The following is an 18,498-nucleotide window of genomic DNA, read 5'->3' on the forward strand; positions in this document are numbered from 1 at the left end:
CGATGAGCAACCGTCCCCTGCTTGGCTGCATCGCCGACGACTTCACCGGCGCCACGGACCTGGCCAACACGCTCGTGCGCAACGGCATGCGCACCGTGCAGACGATCGGCGTGCCGGTCGGCACGGTGGACGCCGACGCGGTGGTCGTGGCGCTGAAGTCGCGCACGATCCCGGCCGACGACGCCGTGGCGCAGTCGCTGGCCGCGCTCGAATGGCTGCGCGCCCAGGGCTGCCGCCAGTTCGTGTTCAAGTACTGCTCGACATTCGATTCGACCGACGCCGGCAACATCGGCCCGGTGGCCGAGGCGCTGCTGGGTGCGCTGGGCAGCGACTTCACGATCGCCTGCCCGGCCTTCCCCGAGAACGGCCGGACGATCTTCCGCGGCCACCTGTTCGTGGCCGACACGCTGCTCAGCGAATCGGGCATGGAGCACCATCCGCTCACGCCGATGACCGACGCCAACCTGGTGCGCGTGCTGCAGCGCCAAAGCCAGGCGCCCGTGGGCCTGCTGCGCTACGACACGGTGGCGGGCGGCGCCGCTGCCATCCGCGCCCGGATCGACGCGCTGCGCGGCCAGGGCGTGAAGCTGGCGATTGCCGATGCGATTTCCGATGCCGACCTGCTGGCGCTGGGCGAAGGCTGCGCCGCGCTGCCGCTGATCACGGGCGGATCGGGCATTGCGCTGGGCCTGCCCGAGAACTTCCGCCGCGCCGGCCTGCTGCCGGTGCGCGACAACGCGGCCGAAGTGCCGGCCGTGGCCGGACCGGGCGTGGTGCTGGCCGGCAGCGCGTCGCGCGCGACGAACGGCCAGGTGGCGCGCTGGATCGCCCAGGGCCGCCCGGCCATGCGGATCGATCCGCTGCGGCTGGCCCGCCAGGACGGCGTGGTGGACGAGGCGCTGGCCCTGGCCGCGCAGCACGACGACCCGGTGCTGATCTATGCCACCGCGCAGCCCGACGAGGTCAAGGCCGTGCAGGCCGAACTGGGCGTGGCGCGCGCCGGCGAGCTGGTGGAGCACGCACTGGCCAGCATCGCGTCCGGGCTGAAGGCGCGCGGCACGCGGCGCTTTGTGGTGGCGGGCGGCGAGACGTCGGGCGCGGTGGTCCAGGCACTGGGCGTGCAGTCGCTGCGCATCGGCCGCCAGATTGCCCCCGGCGTGCCGGCCACGGTCACGCTGGACGACGCGCCGCTGGCGCTGGCCCTGAAATCGGGCAACTTCGGCGGCGAGGACTTCTTCGACGAGGCGCTGCGGGCGCTGGGAGCGGCGGCATGACATCGAGCCGGGAAAGCGCACTGCGCGAGGAAATCTGCCAGGTCGGCGCCAGCCTGTACCAGCGTGGCTACACGGTCGGCACGGCGGGCAACATCAGCGCCCGGCTGGACGACGGCTGGCTGATCACGCCGACCGATGCCTGCCTGGGCAAGCTGGACCCGGCCCGCGTGGCCAAGGTGGCCACGGACGGTACGTGGGTGTCTGGCGACAAGCCGTCGAAGACGCTGACGCTGCATCGCTGCGTCTACGACAACAACCCGAACGCACACGGCGTGGTCCACACGCATTCGACGCATCTGGTCGCGCTGACGCTGGCCGGCGTCTGGCAGCCCGACGACGTGCTGCCGCCCATCACGCCGTACTACGTGATGAAGGTCGGCCATATCCCGCTGATCCCCTACCACCGCCCCGGCGACCCGGCCGTGGCCGCGCGCGTGGCCGAGCTGGCCAACGCCGTGCGCGGCGTGCTGCTGGCGCGGCTGGGGCCGGTGGTGTGGGAAGACAGCGTGTCGCGCGCGGCATGGGCGCTGGAGGAGCTGGAAGAGACCGCCCGGCTCTGGATGATGCTGCGCGACAAGCCCGGGGCGCTGGACGAAACCGCGCTGGCGGAGTTGCGCGACACGTTCGGCGCGAAGTGGTAGGCCGGTAGGTCCGTCCACGCCAAACCCATAGTTTTGCGCCCCGCTGCCGCGCGCGGCGGCGGGGCCGGGGGAGAAGGCCAGCGCCCGGACCGGGCGACGACCCATAACAACGCCCTGCCCTCTCCCCGGCCCGGTCCCGCCCAGCGGGAGCGGGAGACCACCCCCAGCCGGTTCCATCAAGGAGACTTTTCAAAATGACCGCATCCAACCCCGCGGTGGGGACCCCTGCCGCCGACGGCCGGCTAGACGCCGACCAGGCCGTTGAAAAACGCGCCTACAACAAGGTGTTCTGGCGCATCATGCCGTTCCTGATGCTGTGCTACGTGATCGCCTATCTCGACCGCGTCAACGTCGGCTTTGCCAAGCTGCAGATGGCGCAGGACCTGCAGTTCTCGGAGACCGTGTTCGGCCTGGGCGCCGGCCTGTTCTTCATCGGCTACTTCCTGTTCGAGGTGCCCAGCAACCTGCTGATGCACAAGATCGGCGCGCGGGTCTGGATCGCGCGGATCATGATCACCTGGGGCATCATCTCGGCCGCGTTCGTGTTCGTGCAGACGCCGACGCAGTTCTACGTGATGCGCTTCCTGCTGGGCCTGGCCGAGGCCGGCTTCTATCCGGGCGTGATCCTGTACCTGACGTACTGGTACCCGTCGCACCGGCGCGCCAAGATGATCGCGCTGTTCATGTCGGGCATCCCGGTGGCCGGCATGTTCGGCAACCCGCTGTCGGGCTGGATCATGGACGCCTTCCACGACACGCACGGCTGGGCCGGCTGGCAGTGGATGTTCTTCATCGAGGCGCTGCCCGCGTTCGTGATCGGCATCGTGACGGTCTTTGTGCTGCGCGACGGCATCGACAAGGCCCCGTGGCTCAGCGCCGACGAAAAGCGCGTGCTCAAGCGCAACATCGAGGACGACGAGCGCGCGGCGTCCGCCGCGGCCACCACGGGCGGCCAGCGCAACGTCCACTCGCTGGGCGCCGTGTTCAGCGACCGCCGCGTCTGGTGGATGTGCCTGATCTACTTCTGCTTCGTGACCGGCCAGTACGCGCTGACGTTCTGGATGCCGACGCTGGTCAAGGCCAGCGGCGTGACCGGCAACCTCAACATCGGGCTGCTGTCGGCCATTCCGTTCCTGTGCGCCATCGTGGTCATGAACATCCTGGGCCACAGCGCCGACGCCCGGCGCGAGCGCCGCTGGCACCTGATCGTGCCGGCGCTGATGGGCGCCACGGGCTTTGCGATTGCGGCGTCGTTCACCCACAATACGACGGTGGCCATCGCGGCGCTGTCGCTGGCCGCCGCCGGGGTGCTGACCTGCGCGCCGCTGTTCTGGTCGCTGCCGACCGCGTTCCTGAGTGGCATCGCCGCCGCGTCGGGCATCGCCGTGGTCAACTCGGTGGGCAACCTGGCCGGCTTTGTGTCGCCGTACATGGTGGGCGCGCTCAAGGACCTGACGCAGAGCACGCAGCTGCCGATGTACGTGCTGTCGGCCATCCTGGTGGTGGGCGCGCTGCTGGTCTGGCTGACGCCGGCGAAGCTGGTCAACCGCTGATATCGAACCTGTCGAACCTGTCGTCCAAGGAGACCTGACATGCCGCGCTTTGCCGCGAACCTCTCGATGATGTACACGGAGCACGACTTCCTGGACCGCTTTGCCGCCGCGGCAAAGGACGGCTTCCAGGCCGTGGAGTACCTGTTCCCGTACGACCATCCGGCCGCCGAGATCCGCAAGCGGCTCGACGACCAAGGCCTGACGCAGGCCCTGTTCAACGCGCCGCCGGGCGACTGGGCCGCCGGCGAACGCGGCATGGCCGCGCTGCCGGGCCGCGAGGCCGAGTTCCGCACCGCGTTTGCCCGCGCGCTGGAGTATGCGGCGTTCATCGGCAACGACCGCGTCCACGTGATGGCCGGCATCGTGCCGGCGGACGCCGACCGCGCCCGCTGCCGCGCGGTCTACCTGGAGAACCTGGCCTACGCGGCTGCGTCGGCCGCCGCGCACGGGCTGACCGTGCTGATCGAGCCGATCAACGCGCGCGACATGCCCGGCTACTTCCTGAACCGGCAGGACGACGGCCAGGCCATCTGCCAGCAGGTGGGCGCCGCCAACCTGAAGGTGCAGTTCGACTGCTACCACTGCCAGATCGTCGAGGGCGACATCGCCAGGAAGCTGGAGCGCGACTTTGCCGGCATCGGCCATATCCAGATTGCCGGCGTGCCCGAGCGCCACGAGCCGGACGTGGGCGAGCTGAACTACCCGTACCTGTTCGACGTGATCGACCGCCTGGGCTACACGGGCTGGATCGGCTGCGAGTACCGGCCGCGCGCCGGCACGTCGGCCGGGCTGGGCTGGCTCAAGCCGTACCTGAAGCGATAACCGAGGATTGTCCGCACCATGAACGTACTGATCACCGGCGGCGCCGGTTTCCTGGGCCTGCAGCTGGCCCGCCTGCTGCTCAAGCGCGGCAGCCTGAACCTGGACGGCCGCGCCGTCTCCATCGACCGCCTGACGCTGCTGGACGTGGTGGCGCCGCAGATCGACGATGCCCGCGTGCGCGTGGTGACCGGCGACCTGTCGGACCCCGCCGTGCTGGCGCAGGCCATCGACCGCGACACCGGCGCGATCTTCCACCTGGCCGCCGTGGTCAGCGGGCAGGCCGAGGCTGATTTCGACCTGGGCATGCGCGTGAACCTGGACGCCTCGCGCGCGCTGCTGGAAACGTGCCGCCAGCTCGGCCACGTGCCGCGCGTGGTGTTCACGAGTTCGGTGGCGGTGTACGGCGGCAAGCTGCCGGCCGTGGTGCAGGACGACACGGCGCTGAACCCGCAGTCGTCGTACGGCGCGCAGAAGGCCATCGGCGAGCTGCTGCTGTCCGACTACAGCCGCAAGGGTTTTGTCGATGGCCGCGTGCTGCGGCTGCCGACGATCAGCGTGCGGCCGGGCAAGCCGAACGCGGCGGCATCGTCGTTCGCCAGCGGCATCATCCGCGAGCCGCTGGCCGGCGTGGCCGCCAACTGCCCGGTGCCGCCGGACACCGCGCTGTGGCTGCTGTCGCCGCGCGGTGCCATCCAGGCGCTGGTCAACGGCATCGAACTGGACGGCGCCCGCTTTGGCAATCGCCGCGTGGTCAACCTGCCGGGGCTGTCGGTGACGGCCGCCCAGATGGTCGACGCGCTGCGCCGCGTGGCCGGCGACGCCGTGGCCGACCGCGTGACGTGGCAGCGCGAAGAACGCATCGAGAAGATCGTCGGCACGTGGCCGGCCGCGTGGGATACCACCCGCGCCCTGGAACTGGGCTTCGTCGGCGACGCGAGCTTCGACGACGTGGTGCGGGGGTATGCGGAGGATGCGGGGGTTGTGGTTTGATGCGTGGCGTTGAGGGAAGACCGTCGCGGGCGTGAGGCTTGCCCTCACCCCCGGCCCCTCTCCCGCCATGCGGGAGAGGGGAGACAACCACGAGCTTGACGACCGCCTTCGGTGGGCTCCCCTCTCCCGCTTGCGGGAGAGGGGTTGGGGGAGAGGGCCAGCGCCCCAACCCCCACTACGCCCATCCAATCACCCCCCCGGCTTCACCACCTCCCACGCCCCGATCGTCTCCCGCACCTGTGCCGGGATTGCCGCCGACTTCTGGGTCTTCGGGTCGGCGCACACATAGACGATCTCGCCGGTAATCAGGTGTTCCTCGCCGCGATACATCTCCACGCGGAACAGCATGCTGGAGCGGCCCAGGCGTGCCATGCGGCCGCGGATGTCGAGCATGTCGTCGAAGCGGGCCGACGCGTGGTATTCCAGCGTCGACTTGACCACGAAGATGTCCACGCCGTGGGCGTGCAGCACGTCCTCGGGATAGCGGATGCCCACCGCGCGCCAGTATTCGGTCACGCAGATGTCGCAATACGTCAGGTAGTGGGCGTTGAAGACGATCGACTGCGGGTCCACTTCGGCCCAGCGCACGCGCAGCGGCATGCTGTGGCGGAAATCCTCTTTTGCCATGCGGCTCCCCAAAAGCAAAACGGGGCGCTCCGTGGAACGCCCCGCTGGTTCATTGCGGCTTACTGCGGCTTGGCCAGCCCCAGCTTCTCGATGATCGCCCGCTCGCGCTTGACCGTGTCGGCGGCAAACGCGGCGTACTGGGCGCTGCCCATGTAGTACGGCTCCATGTCGAACTTGGCCAGCGACTCGCGGTAGTTCGGCATCTCCATGGCCTGCTTGAACGCGTCATGCAGCTTCTTGACGATGGCCGGGTCCGTGCCCTTGGGCGCCACCAGGCCGAACGGCGACGTCTGCACGATGCCCATGCCCAGTTCCTTGAGCGTCGGCACGTTCGGGAAGCGGGCCGAGCGCTTGTCGCCCCACGTCGACAGCAGGCGCAGCTTGCCCTGCTCCACGTACTGGGCCCAGGCCGGCGTGTCGGCCACCGACATCACGTGGCCGCCCAGCAGCGCCTGCATCGATTCCGAATTGCCCTTGTACGGGATGTGCGAGAACTGCACGCCCTGGCGCATGGCCAGGTCTTCCATGGTCAGGTGCAGCGTGGTCATCGACCCCGGCGAGCCGTAGGTGAGCTTGCCCGGGTTGGCCTTGGCGTAGGCGATGTACTCCTGCATCGTCTTGATCGGCGAATCGGCCGGCACGACCAGGCCGAACGAGTAGCCGGCCAGGTTGATGACGTAGCTCAGGTCCTTGACCGGGTCCCAGTTGATCTTGGTGGTGTACGGCAGGCGGTAGACGGGCATGGCCACCTGGGCCAGCGTGTAGCCGTCCGGCGCGGTGGACTGCATCATCTGCGCGGGCAGCACGCCGCCGGCGCCGGGCTTGTTCTCGACGATCACGGGCTGGCCCAGGATCTTCGAGGCGTTTTCCGCGAGCACGCGGAACGGGATGTCGGTGGAACCGCCGGCGGTGTAGCCGATCACGAGGCGGATCGGGCGGTTCGGAAACTTGTCCGCCTGGGCGTGGGCCGGCATGGCGGCCAGTCCGACAGCGGCCGAAGCGGCGAGCAGGCCCACCTGGGCCAGGAAGTGGCGGCGTTGCATGAGTAGTGTCTCCTTCTGCTGCAAAAATGCACTGTTGCGACTTCGATAAAGCGTGAAACAGGTGCTGGCCCGCCCCCGGTTCTGGTGGGGGGTCGGGCCGGAATGCGTCGTGCTACGTCCCGGGCGCCGCCCCAAAGGCTTGGCGCAGGGCGGCCACGGCGTCGGCATGGGCGCCGGCCACCGCGTGGATGAAGCGCCCGAGCTTGAAGAAATCGTGAATCATCGTCGGATAGTCGGCCAGCGTTGCCGCAACGCCCGCCGCCCGGAGCTTGGCCGCGTAGGCCACGCCCTCGTCGTGCAGCGGGTCGTAGCCGGCCACGGCTATCCAGGCCGGGCAGACGCCGCGCACGTCGGCCCCCTGCCCGCCGCCATCGAGCGGCGCAAAGCGCCAGTCGTCGCGGCTGGCGTCGCGGTCCAGGTACTGCGCGAAGAACCACTGGATCATGTCGGCCGTCAGCAGGTAGCCGTCGGCCAGCGCCCGGTGCGATGGCGTGTCCTGCCGCGCGCTGGTGCCCGGATAGACCAGCATCTGCAGCACCGGCGCCAGGCCGGTATCGCGGGCCTCGATGGCGCAGGCCGCGGCCAGCGTGCCGCCGGCGCTGTCGCCGCCCAGGGCGATGCGCGCCGGGTCGGCGCCCAGGCGGGCCGCTTCGGCGAACACCCAGTGCAGCACGTCGAATGCATCGTTGGCGGCGGTCGGGAATTTCCAGTCCGGGCCGAGCCGGTAGTCCACCGACAGCACCAGGCAGTCCGCGCCGTTGCAGAACACGCGGCACAGCGAATCGTGCGAGTTGACGCTGCCGACCGTGAAGCCGCCGCCGTGGAAATAGACCAGCAGCGGCAGCGGATCGGCCCAGCTGGCCTCGCGCGGCGCGTACAGCCGCACCGGAATGGCAAACCCGTCGCGCGCCGGCACCGTGAAATCCTCCACGCCGTGGACCGGGGCCGGCGACAGGTCCAGGATCGGCGCGCTTTTCTCGTAGCCGATCTTGGCGTCGGCCGGGTCCATCGTATGGATGGCCGGACGCCTGGCGCGCGCAATCAGCTCCAGCAACTGCGCGACCTGGGGGTCGAGCGGCTGGGCGGGCAGGCCGGGAACGGACGGGGCGGGCTGGGCGGACATGGTGACAGGCGGTGTCGGGCGGTCGGTCAGTGTAGACCGGCCCCGACCGGGGGCGTTCGGGTGACGGAGGTTCGAATTGTGAACGGTCGTTCGATTTCCGTATATTGCCAGCGTTTGACCCGCCCGGCAGTCCGAAATAACCCTCGACATTGCCTTTGCTGCACCTTTTGCGCGATCACCGGCCATGCTGCCAGCGGCACGTTTGCCGCCTATGCTGGAGGGGTGCCGCGCCGGGCATGACGCCCGCGGCACCGGCAGCCCCATCGAACCAGGAGACACCATGACAGGCGAACACTTGCAGGTTGTGCACGGGGATATCACGCGGATGGAGGTCGATGCCATCGTCAATGCCGCCAACAGCGGGCTGCTGGGCGGCGGCGGCGTGGACGGCGCGATCCATGGCGCGGGCGGGCCGGCCATCATGGCCGCGTGCCGGGCCATCCGCGACGCACAGGGCGGGTGCCCGGCCGGCGAGGCGGTCATCACCACGGGCGGCCTGCTGCCCGCGCCGTACGTGATTCATGCCGTCGGGCCGGTCTGGCACGGCGGCAGCCAGAACGAGGACGCGCTGCTGGCCGGCGCCTACCGCAACAGCATCCGGCTGGCCGCGGAGCACAACCTGCGCACCGTGGCGTTTCCGAACATCAGCACCGGCATCTATGGATTCCCGCGCGAGCGGGCGGTGGACATCGCCATCGGCGCCGTGCGCGAGGCGCTGGCCCGCGCGCCCAGCATCGAGCAGGTGACGTTCGTCTGCTATGACGACGAGAACTACCGGCTCTACCGGCAGCGGCTGGCCTGAGCCGCCCTGCCCGGTCGGCCGGGCTGGCAACGCTCAGGGCAGCGCGCTGCGGATCAGCAGGTTCACCCGTTCGGGTTGCTCGTGGATGATCCAGTGCGTGCCTTCGGGAATGCGCTCCAGCCGCAGGTCGGGCACGAAGTCGGCCAGCCCGTCGACCAGCGTCTTGGGCAGCGCGCGGTCGTTCTCGCCCCAGATCACGAGCGTGGGAACGCGCACGACGAACATGGCCGGGTCCAGCCGCGAAATGTCCGGCGCGGTCTCGCCCTGGGCCGGCGGGTGCATCGGCGTGGCCCGGTAGTAGTTCACGCCGCCGGTCAGCGGATGCGAGCCGTCGTCGCCCGGCTCCGACCACGCGCCGTGATAGCGGCTGCGCGTCTCGCCGGTGAACCAGGCCGGCAGCGCGCCGGCTTCGCCAGTCAGCATCTTTTCCAGCAGCGCGAAGTGGTTGGCGGCCAGCGCCTGCTCGGCGCCGGGCTTGCGCAGCCAGTTCATGTAGGCCGACGCCTGCTGCTGCGCCGGGTCGGCCGACAGCGCGCGGGCGAACAGGTACGGGTGGGGCGAGTTGATGATGACCAGCCGCTCCACCAGGTCCGGCCGCTGCGCGGCCAGGTTCCAGCAGACGGCGCCGCCCCAGTCGTGCGCCACGATCACGCAGCGTTCGTAGCCGAGCACGCGGATGAACTGCACCAGGTCCTCTACCAGCAGCTTCGGCTTGTAGGCATCCGGGCTGGCCGGCTTGCTCGACAGGTTGAAGCCGCGCAGGTCGGGCGCCACCGCGAAGTGGGTCTGGCCGAAATCGGCAAGCTGGCGCTCCCAGGCGTACCAGAACTCCGGAAAGCCGTGCACGAACAGGATCAGCGGCTTGCCCTGCTCGCCCGCACTGCCGTAATGCAGCCGCGTGCCGTTGGGCAGGTTGGCGAACTGCAGGTGGTGAATCACGGCGGGTGCGGTCATCATGGTCTCCCTGGCCATCTCTGCCATCACTGGTCTCCCGTTCGACGATGCAAGAATGTGGCCAGGTCAGCCGCGCAGCGCGGCCACCAGGCCGGCGCGCACCTCGGGCTTGTCGCCAAACGCATCGCCGGGGTTCTGCTGGCGGACGATGTGTTCCATGCGGGACTGCACCGTCGCCAGGGCCTGCGGGTGCGAATAAATATAGAAGCTTTCGTCGCGGATGGCGTCGAATGTCAGCCGCGCCACGTCGGCGGCGGTGACCTTGCCCGAGCTGACCGCCTTGTCCGACAACGCCTGCGACACCATCTGCGAGCGCGTGGGCGGCGCCTCGTTGGCCAGCCCGGCGGGCCGGTTGCGGTGCGACTGGCTGATGCCGGTTGGCACGAAGTACGGGCACAGTACCGAACAGCGCACCTGTTCGGTGACCAGGCCCAGGTCGTGATACAGCGTCTCGGTCAGCGAGACCACGGCGTGCTTGGACACGTTGTAGACGCCCATCGCCGGCGGGTTCAGCAGCCCGGCCATCGACGCGGTGTTGACGATGTGGCCCTGGAAGGACGGGTCCTTCCTGGCGGCGTCCAGCATCAGCGGCGTGAAGATGCGTACGCCGTGGATCACCCCGTACAGGTTGACCCCGAGCACCCATTCCCAGTCCTTCTCGGTGTTTTCCCAGACAAAGCCGCCCGCGCCGACGCCGGCATTGTTGAACACCAGGTTGACCTCGCCAAACGCGGTCATTGCCGCGTCGGCCAGCGCCTGCACCTCTTCGGCCTTCGACACGTCGGTGCGCAGGCCGATGACCTGGGCGCCCTGGCCCTTGAACTCGGCCACGGTGGCGTCGAGCGCGTCTTCCTGGACGTCGGCCAGCACCAGCCGCATGCCCATCTGCGCGCCCATCCGCGCAAACTCCTTGCCGAATCCCGACGCCCCGCCGGTAATCACGGCAACCTTGTTCTCGAATTGCTTCATGGGTGTCTCCTCGATGTTGTCTTTGGTCTTTGGTCTTTGGTCTTTGCTCCCCTCTCCCGCACGCGGGAGAGGGGTTGGGGGAGAGGGCTCGGCCGATCCATCAGCGACCTGTCTGAATTTGACCCGCCCGCCCTCTCCCCTGGCCCCTCTCCCGCTGGCGGGAGAGGGGAAAAACAGCGGGCGGCGAGAGCGGCTACCGTCAGCCGGCCGCCTGCACGTGGTAGTTCTGGCGCGGGAAATGGACGTTGACGGCGCCGGCGCGGGCGTCCTGGCGGCGGATCGTCACCACGTGCTCGGTCAGCGTCAGCAGCAGGCCGGACACCGGGTCCTTGGCGTAGTCGGTGGGCGTGACGGTCACCGCGTCGCCGGCGGCAAAGCCGGCGCCGGGAATGATCGTCGGGTCATGCGGCAGCGGATCGTGGTCGTAGGCGTCGGCCAGCGCCGATTCGGACGGGATCACGCGCAGCTTGCCGTGCCCGTACGCCTGCATGCGCGCGTACCACGTCTTGACCAGCGGATAGCCGTCCAGCAGCGCCGCCAGCGCCGTGGCGCGGCGGACGAACCAGAGGCAGTGGAACAGCGAGAAATCGGCAATCGACAGCTCCGGGCCGGCCACGTGCTGCACGCCCGCCGCGAACTGCTGCTGCAGCGACCCGAGCGTTTCGTGCAGCATGGCGGCGGCCTCGGGCAGCGGCATGCGCAGCGCGTTGGTGTCGCCGCGCATGGCCTTGCGGTCGGCCATGAACGCCTGTACCTGCGCCGGCGACAGGTGCGCCAGCATCGACTGCACGCCCGCGGGCTGCATGGCGTAGGTGACGGCGGCCGTGAACAGTGCGCTGTCCAGCCACGCGGCCATGATCCGCGACTGGGCCGCCTGGAAGGACGGATACAGCGGCGGGTTCGGCGCCATCCGGTCCAGTACGGCGCAGATCAGCGCGGTATCGCAGTAGATGTCGGCGCCGATCTGCATCACCGGCGTGCGGCGGTAGCCGCCGGTCAGCGCCGTCACGTCGGGCTTGGGCATGATCGGCGGGATTTCCACCGCGCACCAGGACAAGCCCTTGGCGCCCAGCACGAGCCGGACTTTCTCCGAGAACGGCGAGGTTGCGTATTGATGAAGGATGATGTCGGGCATCTTGGCCTTTCCAGCGGTTCGAGGTCGATCGACCCCGTCTTAATCGAGCAGATCCGGCTGTTCTTTCACGATGCGGGCGTAGAGCGGCTGGAACTGGAACCAGCCGGCCTGGGCCGTGCCGACGATCGAGTACGACTGGCGCGCCGCGGCGTCGCTGATCAGCTTCGGCGCCTGGCCGGTACGCGCCGCCGCCGATTCGGCCAGGATCTGCACCTGGCACGACCGCTCCATCGTGATGAACCACCACGCGGCCTCGTCCACGGTCTTGCCCACGGTCAGCAGGCCGTGGTTCTGCAGGATGGCCGCCTTGTTCGGCCCCAGCGCGTTGGCAATGCGCTGGCCCTCGTCCAGCTCCACCACCACCCCGCCAAAGTCATCGTACAGCGCATGGTCGTTGTAGAACGCGCAGACATCCTGCGTCAGCGGGTCGAGCTTGCGGCCCAGCGTGGACCACGCCCGCCCGTAGGTGCTGTGCGAATGCGCGGCGGCCACGGCGTCCTCGCGCGTCTGGTGGATGCGCGAGTGGATGGCAAAGGCGGCCGCGTTGACCGGATAGTCGCCCTCCACCACGTTGCCATGGTGGTCGCAGCGGATCAGGTTCGACACGTTCACCTGGCTGAAATGCACGCCGAACGGATTGACCCAGAACGTGTCCGTGAACTCGGGGTCGCGGGCCGTGATGTGGCCGGCCACGCCCTCGTCGAACCCGAACTTGGAGAACAGCCGGAACGCCGCCGCCAGCCGCTGCTTGCGGTGCAGCCGCTCCTGCGCCGGCGTGTCGAACCTGGGCGGGCGCGGCAGCACGCGGTAGCGGGCCTTGATCTCCTCGGACAGGCCGGCGGCCATCTCGTCCTTGTCGACAGCGGTTTGCGGGGCGTTCATGGGCGGTCTCCTGTGCTTTTGTGGGGATGGGGCGCCGGTCAGGCCAGCTTGACGAGCTGCTTGCCGAAGTTCTTGCCCTTGAGCAGGCCCATGAAGGCTTCCGGCGCGCTGGCCAGGCCCTCGGCGATGCTCTCGCGGAACTTCAGCTTGCCCTGCGCCACGTAGCCGCCCAGTTCCTTGAGCGCCTGCGGCCAGACGTCCATGTGCTCGGACACGATGAAGCCCTCGATCCTGCAGCGCGACACCAGGATGGCGCGCGGGTTGCGCAGCGGCATGTCCTGGCCGTCGTAGCCGGCGATCAGGCCGCAGACGGCGATGCGGGCGAACGGGTTCAGGCGGGCCAGCACCACGTCCAGGATGTCGCCGCCCACGTTCTCGAAATAGCCGTCGATACCGTTCGGCGTCACGGCCTTGACCATCGCGTAGAGTTCCTTGGCGTCCTTGGCGGCCTTGTAGTCGACGCAGGCGTCAAAGCCCAGCTCGCCGGTCACGTAGTCGCACTTTTCCTTGCCGCCGGCCACGCCCACCACATGGCAGCCGGCCAGCTTGGCCAGTTGGCCAACCACGCTGCCCACCGCGCCCGACGCGGCGCTGACGACGATGGTCTCGCCCGCCTTCGGCCCGATGATCTTGTTCAGGCCGTACCAGGCGGTCACGCCGGGCATGCCCACCGAGCCCAGGTAGGCCGACAGCGGGATGTGGGTCGTGTCCACCTTCTGCATGCCGCCGCCGTCGGTGACGCCCATTTCCTGCCAGCCGAACATGCCGACGACCTTGTCGCCAACGTTCCACTTCGGGTTCTTGCTGGCGACGACCTCGCCCACGGTGCCGCCGATCATCACCTCGCCCAGCGGCTGCGGGTCGGCGTACGACTTGCCTTCGCTCATGCGGCCGCGCATGTACGGGTCCAGGGACAGGAAATGGTTGCGCACCAGCACCTGGCCGTCGGCCAGCTCCGGCACGGGCACTTCCTCCAGACGGAAGTTGTCCGGCGTGACGGCCGCCGTGGGGCGCGAGGCCAGGACGATGCGCTTGTAGGTTTGCTTCGACATGATCGTTTCCTTCGCTTCGGGGATAGAGGGTGAAAGGAGGATGGCTGGCGCGACGGGATCAGCCGTCGGCGCCGGAATCGGCCGCGCCGGTGTCCCGCTTCGGCGGCATCCGCTTGATGTACTTGAACGTGCCGGACGCCCTGGACACGATCTTGCCGTCGGCGTCGACGATCTCGCCTTCGCAGAACACCATCGTCGACGTCCGGTGCACGGTCTGGCCGCGCGCGGTCAGCTTGCCGCGCCCGGGCGCCATGAAGCTGGTCTTCATCTCGATGGTGACCACGCCGCGGCCGTCGGTGTCGGCCGAACGGCCGGCGATGGCCATGGCCACGTCCAGCAGCGTCATGATGACGCCGCCGTGGGCCATGTCCCAGCTATTCTGGTGGCGCTGCTGCAGGTCGAGCTCGATCTCGCTGCGGCCGCCCTCCATGTAGTTGCAGAGCACGCCGAGATCGGCCAGGAACGGAATGTTGAGGGGGCGCTGGGTCATGTTGGGGGCGGGTGGAAATGCGTGGCGTGATTATGCGCCGATGGCCTAGACCGCGCTCACCCCGCCATCCACCGCCAGCACCTGACCCGTGATGTGCTTGCCGGCGTCCGACGCGAACAGCAGCGCGGCGCCCTTCAGGTCTTCGTCGTCGCCCAGCCGGCGCAGCGGCACGCCTTCGCACATCTTGTCCACGCCCAGCCGCTCCAGCGAGCCCTTGGTCATCTTGGACGGGAAGAACCCCGGCGCCAGCGCGTTGACCGTGATGTTGTGCTCGCCCCATTCGGCCGCCAGCGTGCGCGTGAAGTTGACCACGGCGCCCTTGGACGTGTTGTAGGCGATGGTCTCCATCGTCCCCGGCGGGTTGCCGGCCAGCCCGGCGATCGACGCCACGTTGATGATGCGGCCGTGGCGGCGCGGGATCATCGACAGCTTGCCGATCCGCTGCGACAGCAGGAACAGCCCGCGGATGTTCAGGTTCATCACCTTGTCCCACGCCTCCACCGGGTGGTCCTCGGCCGGTGCGCCCCAGGTGGCGCCGGCGTTGTTGACCAGGATGTCGACGTGGCCAAGCCGGGCCAGCGCCGCGTCGGCCAGGCGGGCGATCTCGTCGTCGCGCGCCGCGTCGGCGGCAATCCAGTCGGCCTCGATGCCGCGCGCCTTGAGGTGCGCCTGGGCCGAAGCCAGCTCGTCGGCCTTGCGCGCCGACAGCACCAGCCGCGCGCCCTGCTCGCCCAGCGCCTCGGCAATCTGCAGCCCCAGGCCGCGTGAGCCGCCCGTGATCAGCGCCGTGCGGCCCTTCAGATCGAACAGTTGCCCGATGGTCTTCATGTATGTCTCCTTGTGTACGCGTGTACTTGTGTACTTGTCAGCGTTCCGGCGCGGTTGGCGGCTCAGAACCAGCTGTCCTGCATGTCGAGCGTGGTGCGGTCCAGCGACGCCAGCAGGTCGAGCTGCGGGTAGACCTTCGGCAGCTCGAACCGGAAGAAGTACGCCGCCGCGGCCAGCTTGCCGCGATAGAAGTCGGCTTCCTCGCCCGCAGCGCCGTCCAGCGCCTGCCGGGCCACCAGGGCCTGTTCGAGCCAGATCCACGCCACCACCACGTGGCCGAACGCTTCGAGATAGACCGATGCATTGGCCAGCGTCACGTTCGGATCGCCGGCCGCCCACAGCGTGCGCGTGACCTCGGCCAGCCGCGCGGCGGCCTTGCCCAGCGCGGCGGCCTGCTCGCCCAGCGTGGCGTCGCCGCTGCCGGCCGCGCGCGCGCAGGTGGCCTGCACGCGCTGACCGAGCAACTGGAACGCCGCGCCGTCCTGCATCACGACCTTGCGGCCCAGCAGGTCCAGCCCCTGGATGCCGTGCGTGCCTTCGTGGATCGGGTTCAGGCGGTTGTCGCGGTAGAACTGCTCGACGTTGTATTCGCGCGTGTAGCCGTACCCGCCGTGCACCTGGATCGCCAGGCTGTTGGCCTCCAGGCACCATTGCGACGGCCAGCTCTTGGCAATCGGGGTCAGGATGTCCAGCAGCAGCGACAGGTCGCGCTGCGTGGCCGCGTCGCCAGCCGCGCGGGCGGCATGTTCGTCGTCCACCAGGCGCGCGCAGTACAGATTCAGCGCCAGGCCGCCTTCGACGTAGCTCTTCTGCGCCAGCAGCATGCGGCGCACGTCGGCATGTTCGACGAGCCTCACCTGCGGGCTGGCGGGGTCCTTGCCCTGCGGCCCCACCGGCCGGCCCTGCGGACGGTTGCGCGCGTAGTCCAGCGCGTGCAGGTAGCCCGTGTAGCCCAGCGCCACCGCGCCCAGGCCCACGCCGATGCGCGCCTCGTTCATCATGTGGAACATGCAGGCCAGGCCCTTGTGCGGCTCGCCCACCAGGTAGCCGATGGCGCCGGCCTTGCCGCCGGGCCGGTACTTCATGCCTTCGCCAAAGTTCAGCAGGCAGTTGGTGGTGCCGCGATAGCCCATCTTGTGGTTCAGGCCGGCCAGCACCACGTCGTTATGCTCGCCCAGCGAGCCATCCTCGTTGACCAGGTACTTCGGGACGATGAACAGCGAGATGCCCTTGACGCCGGGGATCAGCTTGCCGTCCGGCCCCGGGATCTTGGCCAGCACCAGGTGGACGATGTTGTCCGACAGTTCGTGCTCGCCGGCGGAAATCCACATCTTGTTGCCGCGCAGCCGGTACTGCTGGCCCAGCGGCGATTCGCCCTCGTAGTCGGCGCGCGTGGCCACGTCGGACAGCGACGATCCGGCCTGCGGCTCGGACAGGCACATCGTGCCGAAGAAGCGCCCCTCCAGCTCCGGCCGCACGAACGTGTCGATCTGGGCCGGCGTGCCGTGCGTCAGCAGCAGGTTGGCGTTGCCGATGGTCAGGAACGGGTACGAACTCGTGCCGACGTTGGCGGCCTTGAACCACGCGAACGCCGCCTTCTCCAGCGTGACCGGCAGTTGCATGCCGCCGTACGCGTAATCCTGGCCGGCGGCCATCAGGCCGGCCTCGCAGAACGCCTTCAGCGCGGCCTTGACCTCGGGGATGATGGTGACCGTCTCGCCATCGAAGTGCGGCTCGTTGGCGTCGCTCTTCTTGTTGTGCGGCGCGAACAGGTCCGTGGCGATCTTCTCGCAGGTATCCATGGCCGCGTCGAAGGTCTCGCGCGAATGGTCGGCAAAGCGGGGAATCTGGGTCAGTGTCTCGGCCTGGAGCCATTCGTACAGCACGAAGTTGAGATCACGACGGGAAAGAATCAGCGACATGGAATGCGGGGCTCCGGGCTGAGACGACTGGAAGTCGATGGGGAAGGTTGTTGCTCCCCTCTCGCGCGAGCGGGAGAGGGGTGGGGGAGAGGGCAAGCGGCTCAGGACACGACAGGTCGCGTGATGGAGCCGCCCCGCCCTCTACCCCGGCCCCTCTCCCACAGGGAGAGGGGAAAACATCGGCCGAACGACGCGCCTTACAGCACCTCGAACAGCCCGGCGGCGCCCTGGCCGCCGCCGATGCACATCGTCACCACAACGTACTTGACGCCGCGGCGCTTGCCTTCGATCAGCGCGTGGCCGACCAGACGGGCGCCCGACACGCCGTACGGGTGGCCCACCGCGATGGCGCCGCCGTTGACGTTGAGGCGGTCCATCGGGATGCCGAGCTTGTCGGCGCAGTACAGCACCTGCACGGCAAACGCCTCGTTCAGCTCCCACAGGCCGATGTCCTCGACCTTCAAGCCGGTCTTCTTGAGCAGCTTGGGCACCGCGAACACCGGGCCGATGCCCATTTCGTCAGGCTCGCAGCCGGCCACGGCAAAGCCGCGGAACACGCCCAGCGGCTGCAGGCCCTTGGCGGCCGCCACGCGGGCGTTCATGACCACGGCAGCCGACGCGCCGTCCGAGAACTGCGACGCATTGCCGGCCGTGACCACGCCGCCGGGCATGGCGGTGCGGATCTTCGACACGCCTTCCAGCGTGGTGTCGGCGCGGATGCCCTCGTCGGCGTCGATCGTCACTTCCCTGGTCATCAACTGGCCGGTGGCCTTGTCGGCGACGCCGGCGAGCACCGTCATCGGCACGATCTCGTCCTTGAACTTGCCGGCTTCCAGGGCGGCGGCCGCGCGCAACTGGCTCTGCACGCCGTACTCGTCCTGGCGCTCCTTCGAGATGTTGTAGCGCTTGGCCACGTTCTCGGCGGTCTGCAGCATGCTCCAGTAGATTTCCGGCTTGTTCTTGTTGAGCCAGCTTTCCTGGATCATGTGGCGGTTCATCTCCTGCTGGACGCACGAGATGGACTCCACGCCGCCCGCCACGAAGATGTCGCCTTCATCGGCAATCACGCGCTGCGCGGCCATGGCGATGGTCTGCAGGCCCGACGAGCAGAAGCGGTTGACGGTGGCACCCGGCACGGTGACCGGGCAGCCGGCGCGCAGGGCAATCTGGCGCGCGATGTTGGCGCCGGTGGCGCCTTCGGGGTTGGCACAGCCCATCAGCACGTCTTCCACTTCGCCGGCCTCGATCTTGGCGCGCGCGATGGCATGCTGCACCGCATGGCCGCCCAGCGTGGCGCCATGGGTCATGTTGAAAGCGCCCTTCCAGCTCTTGGCCAGCCCGGTGCGGGCCGTGGATACGATGACTGCCTCGTTCATGTGTTGCTCCTCGGT

18 protein-coding genes are annotated in these 18,498 nt (G+C 68.9%); 6 read left to right on the forward strand and 12 right to left on the reverse strand.

Annotated elements, in window-relative coordinates:
• The first annotated feature begins 2 nt into the window (after positions 1-2).
• From otnK to denD, 5 genes are all read left to right on the forward strand, one after another.
• Positions 3-1,274, forward strand: coding sequence for a 3-oxo-tetronate kinase (otnK, locus tag EHF44_RS14705; RefSeq protein ID WP_124684340.1), 1,272 nt, complete (start codon positions 3-5; stop codon positions 1,272-1,274).
• Positions 1,271-1,915 carry a 3-oxo-tetronate 4-phosphate decarboxylase gene (otnC, locus tag EHF44_RS14710; RefSeq protein ID WP_124684341.1) on the forward strand — a complete coding sequence of 215 codons (645 nt, stop codon included), beginning with the start codon at positions 1,271-1,273 and terminating at the stop codon, positions 1,913-1,915. Before otnK ends, otnC begins: the two co-directional genes overlap by 4 nt.
• A gap of 194 nt (positions 1,916-2,109) precedes the next feature.
• Positions 2,110-3,468, forward strand: a complete 1,359-nt coding sequence (locus tag EHF44_RS14715; RefSeq protein WP_124684342.1) for an MFS transporter — start codon at positions 2,110-2,112, stop codon at positions 3,466-3,468.
• Positions 3,469-3,507: 39 nt separating this feature from the next.
• The gene (gene otnI, locus EHF44_RS14720; protein ID WP_124684343.1) at positions 3,508-4,290 is read left to right on the forward strand and encodes a 2-oxo-tetronate isomerase; all 783 of its coding nucleotides are present in this window, start codon (positions 3,508-3,510) and stop codon (positions 4,288-4,290) included.
• Between the two features lie 18 nt (positions 4,291-4,308).
• Positions 4,309-5,280: a D-erythronate dehydrogenase gene (denD, locus tag EHF44_RS14725; RefSeq protein ID WP_124684344.1), complete on the forward strand. Its 972-nt coding sequence runs from the start codon at positions 4,309-4,311 to the stop codon at positions 5,278-5,280.
• 189 nt (positions 5,281-5,469) lie between these two features.
• Here the strand turns inward: denD and EHF44_RS14730 are convergent, their stop codons facing one another.
• From EHF44_RS14730 to EHF44_RS14740, 3 genes are all read right to left on the reverse strand, one after another.
• The gene (locus EHF44_RS14730; protein ID WP_124684345.1) at positions 5,470-5,907 is read right to left on the reverse strand and encodes a YbgC/FadM family acyl-CoA thioesterase; all 438 of its coding nucleotides are present in this window, start codon (positions 5,905-5,907) and stop codon (positions 5,470-5,472) included.
• A gap of 59 nt (positions 5,908-5,966) precedes the next feature.
• Entirely contained in the window at positions 5,967-6,950 is a 984-nt protein-coding gene (locus tag EHF44_RS14735; protein ID WP_124684346.1) for a tripartite tricarboxylate transporter substrate binding protein, read from the reverse strand.
• Between the two features lie 112 nt (positions 6,951-7,062).
• The gene (locus tag EHF44_RS14740) at positions 7,063-8,073 is read right to left on the reverse strand and encodes an alpha/beta hydrolase (protein ID WP_124684347.1); all 1,011 of its coding nucleotides are present in this window, start codon (positions 8,071-8,073) and stop codon (positions 7,063-7,065) included.
• 280 nt (positions 8,074-8,353) lie between these two features.
• Here EHF44_RS14740 and EHF44_RS14745 point away from each other — a divergent pair, with 280 nt between their 5' ends.
• A complete protein-coding gene (locus EHF44_RS14745) occupies positions 8,354-8,875 on the forward strand; it encodes an O-acetyl-ADP-ribose deacetylase (RefSeq protein ID WP_124684348.1) in 522 nt (173 codons plus the stop codon).
• A 33-nt stretch (positions 8,876-8,908) separates the two neighbouring features.
• Here EHF44_RS14745 and EHF44_RS14750 read toward each other — a convergent pair whose 3' ends face one another.
• The 9 genes from EHF44_RS14750 to EHF44_RS14790 all read right to left on the reverse strand — a co-directional run bounded on the left by EHF44_RS14750 (position 8,909) and on the right by EHF44_RS14790 (position 18,483).
• A complete protein-coding gene (locus EHF44_RS14750; protein ID WP_124685115.1) occupies positions 8,909-9,829 on the reverse strand; it encodes an alpha/beta fold hydrolase in 921 nt (306 codons plus the stop codon).
• Between the two features lie 66 nt (positions 9,830-9,895).
• Positions 9,896-10,798, reverse strand: coding sequence for an SDR family oxidoreductase (locus EHF44_RS14755; RefSeq protein ID WP_124684349.1), 903 nt, complete (start codon positions 10,796-10,798; stop codon positions 9,896-9,898).
• 199 nt (positions 10,799-10,997) lie between these two features.
• Positions 10,998-11,933: a glutathione S-transferase family protein gene (locus EHF44_RS14760; RefSeq protein ID WP_124684350.1), complete on the reverse strand. Its 936-nt coding sequence runs from the start codon at positions 11,931-11,933 to the stop codon at positions 10,998-11,000.
• Positions 11,934-11,972: 39 nt separating this feature from the next.
• Complete coding sequence (locus EHF44_RS14765; RefSeq protein WP_124684351.1) at positions 11,973-12,815, reverse strand: class II aldolase/adducin family protein; 843 nt, start codon at positions 12,813-12,815, stop codon at positions 11,973-11,975.
• 38 nt (positions 12,816-12,853) lie between these two features.
• Entirely contained in the window at positions 12,854-13,867 is a 1,014-nt protein-coding gene (locus EHF44_RS14770) for an NADP-dependent oxidoreductase (RefSeq protein WP_124684352.1), read from the reverse strand.
• A 58-nt stretch (positions 13,868-13,925) separates the two neighbouring features.
• A complete protein-coding gene (locus tag EHF44_RS14775) occupies positions 13,926-14,357 on the reverse strand; it encodes a PaaI family thioesterase (RefSeq protein WP_124684353.1) in 432 nt (143 codons plus the stop codon).
• A gap of 45 nt (positions 14,358-14,402) precedes the next feature.
• On the reverse strand, positions 14,403-15,185 hold the full coding sequence (locus EHF44_RS14780) for an SDR family oxidoreductase (RefSeq protein ID WP_124684354.1): 783 nt from the start codon (positions 15,183-15,185) through the stop codon (positions 14,403-14,405).
• A gap of 62 nt (positions 15,186-15,247) precedes the next feature.
• Positions 15,248-17,107 carry an acyl-CoA dehydrogenase gene (locus tag EHF44_RS14785; protein ID WP_124684355.1) on the reverse strand — a complete coding sequence of 620 codons (1,860 nt, stop codon included), beginning with the start codon at positions 17,105-17,107 and terminating at the stop codon, positions 15,248-15,250.
• Positions 17,108-17,304: 197 nt separating this feature from the next.
• Positions 17,305-18,483 (reverse strand): acetyl-CoA C-acyltransferase, encoded by a 1,179-nt coding sequence (locus EHF44_RS14790; RefSeq protein ID WP_124684356.1) that lies wholly within the window; start codon positions 18,481-18,483, stop codon positions 17,305-17,307.
• Positions 18,484-18,498 lie beyond the last annotated feature (15 nt).

This window comes from Cupriavidus pauculus (assembly GCF_003854935.1).
Lineage (GTDB): Bacteria > Pseudomonadota > Gammaproteobacteria > Burkholderiales > Burkholderiaceae > Cupriavidus > Cupriavidus pauculus_C.

Excerpts from the sequence above, each read along its gene's own strand:
- otnK (WP_124684340.1), top strand. The coding sequence starts at position 3 with ATGAGCAACCGTCCCCTGCTTGGCTGCATCGCCGACGACTTCACCGGC.
- otnC (WP_124684341.1), top strand. The coding sequence starts at position 1,271 with ATGACATCGAGCCGGGAAAGCGCACTGCGCGAGGAAATCTGCCAGGTC.
- EHF44_RS14715 (WP_124684342.1), top strand. The coding sequence starts at position 2,110 with ATGACCGCATCCAACCCCGCGGTGGGGACCCCTGCCGCCGACGGCCGG.
- otnI (WP_124684343.1), top strand. The coding sequence starts at position 3,508 with ATGCCGCGCTTTGCCGCGAACCTCTCGATGATGTACACGGAGCACGAC.
- denD (WP_124684344.1), top strand. The coding sequence starts at position 4,309 with ATGAACGTACTGATCACCGGCGGCGCCGGTTTCCTGGGCCTGCAGCTG.
- EHF44_RS14730 (WP_124684345.1), bottom strand. The coding sequence starts at position 5,907 with ATGGCAAAAGAGGATTTCCGCCACAGCATGCCGCTGCGCGTGCGCTGG.
- EHF44_RS14735 (WP_124684346.1), bottom strand. The coding sequence starts at position 6,950 with ATGCAACGCCGCCACTTCCTGGCCCAGGTGGGCCTGCTCGCCGCTTCG.
- EHF44_RS14740 (WP_124684347.1), bottom strand. The coding sequence starts at position 8,073 with ATGTCCGCCCAGCCCGCCCCGTCCGTTCCCGGCCTGCCCGCCCAGCCG.
- EHF44_RS14745 (WP_124684348.1), top strand. The coding sequence starts at position 8,354 with ATGACAGGCGAACACTTGCAGGTTGTGCACGGGGATATCACGCGGATG.
- EHF44_RS14750 (WP_124685115.1), bottom strand. The coding sequence starts at position 9,829 with ATGACCGCACCCGCCGTGATTCACCACCTGCAGTTCGCCAACCTGCCC.
- EHF44_RS14755 (WP_124684349.1), bottom strand. The coding sequence starts at position 10,798 with ATGAAGCAATTCGAGAACAAGGTTGCCGTGATTACCGGCGGGGCGTCG.
- EHF44_RS14760 (WP_124684350.1), bottom strand. The coding sequence starts at position 11,933 with ATGCCCGACATCATCCTTCATCAATACGCAACCTCGCCGTTCTCGGAG.
- EHF44_RS14765 (WP_124684351.1), bottom strand. The coding sequence starts at position 12,815 with ATGAACGCCCCGCAAACCGCTGTCGACAAGGACGAGATGGCCGCCGGC.
- EHF44_RS14770 (WP_124684352.1), bottom strand. The coding sequence starts at position 13,867 with ATGTCGAAGCAAACCTACAAGCGCATCGTCCTGGCCTCGCGCCCCACG.
- EHF44_RS14775 (WP_124684353.1), bottom strand. The coding sequence starts at position 14,357 with ATGACCCAGCGCCCCCTCAACATTCCGTTCCTGGCCGATCTCGGCGTG.
- EHF44_RS14780 (WP_124684354.1), bottom strand. The coding sequence starts at position 15,185 with ATGAAGACCATCGGGCAACTGTTCGATCTGAAGGGCCGCACGGCGCTG.
- EHF44_RS14785 (WP_124684355.1), bottom strand. The coding sequence starts at position 17,107 with ATGTCGCTGATTCTTTCCCGTCGTGATCTCAACTTCGTGCTGTACGAA.
- EHF44_RS14790 (WP_124684356.1), bottom strand. The coding sequence starts at position 18,483 with ATGAACGAGGCAGTCATCGTATCCACGGCCCGCACCGGGCTGGCCAAG.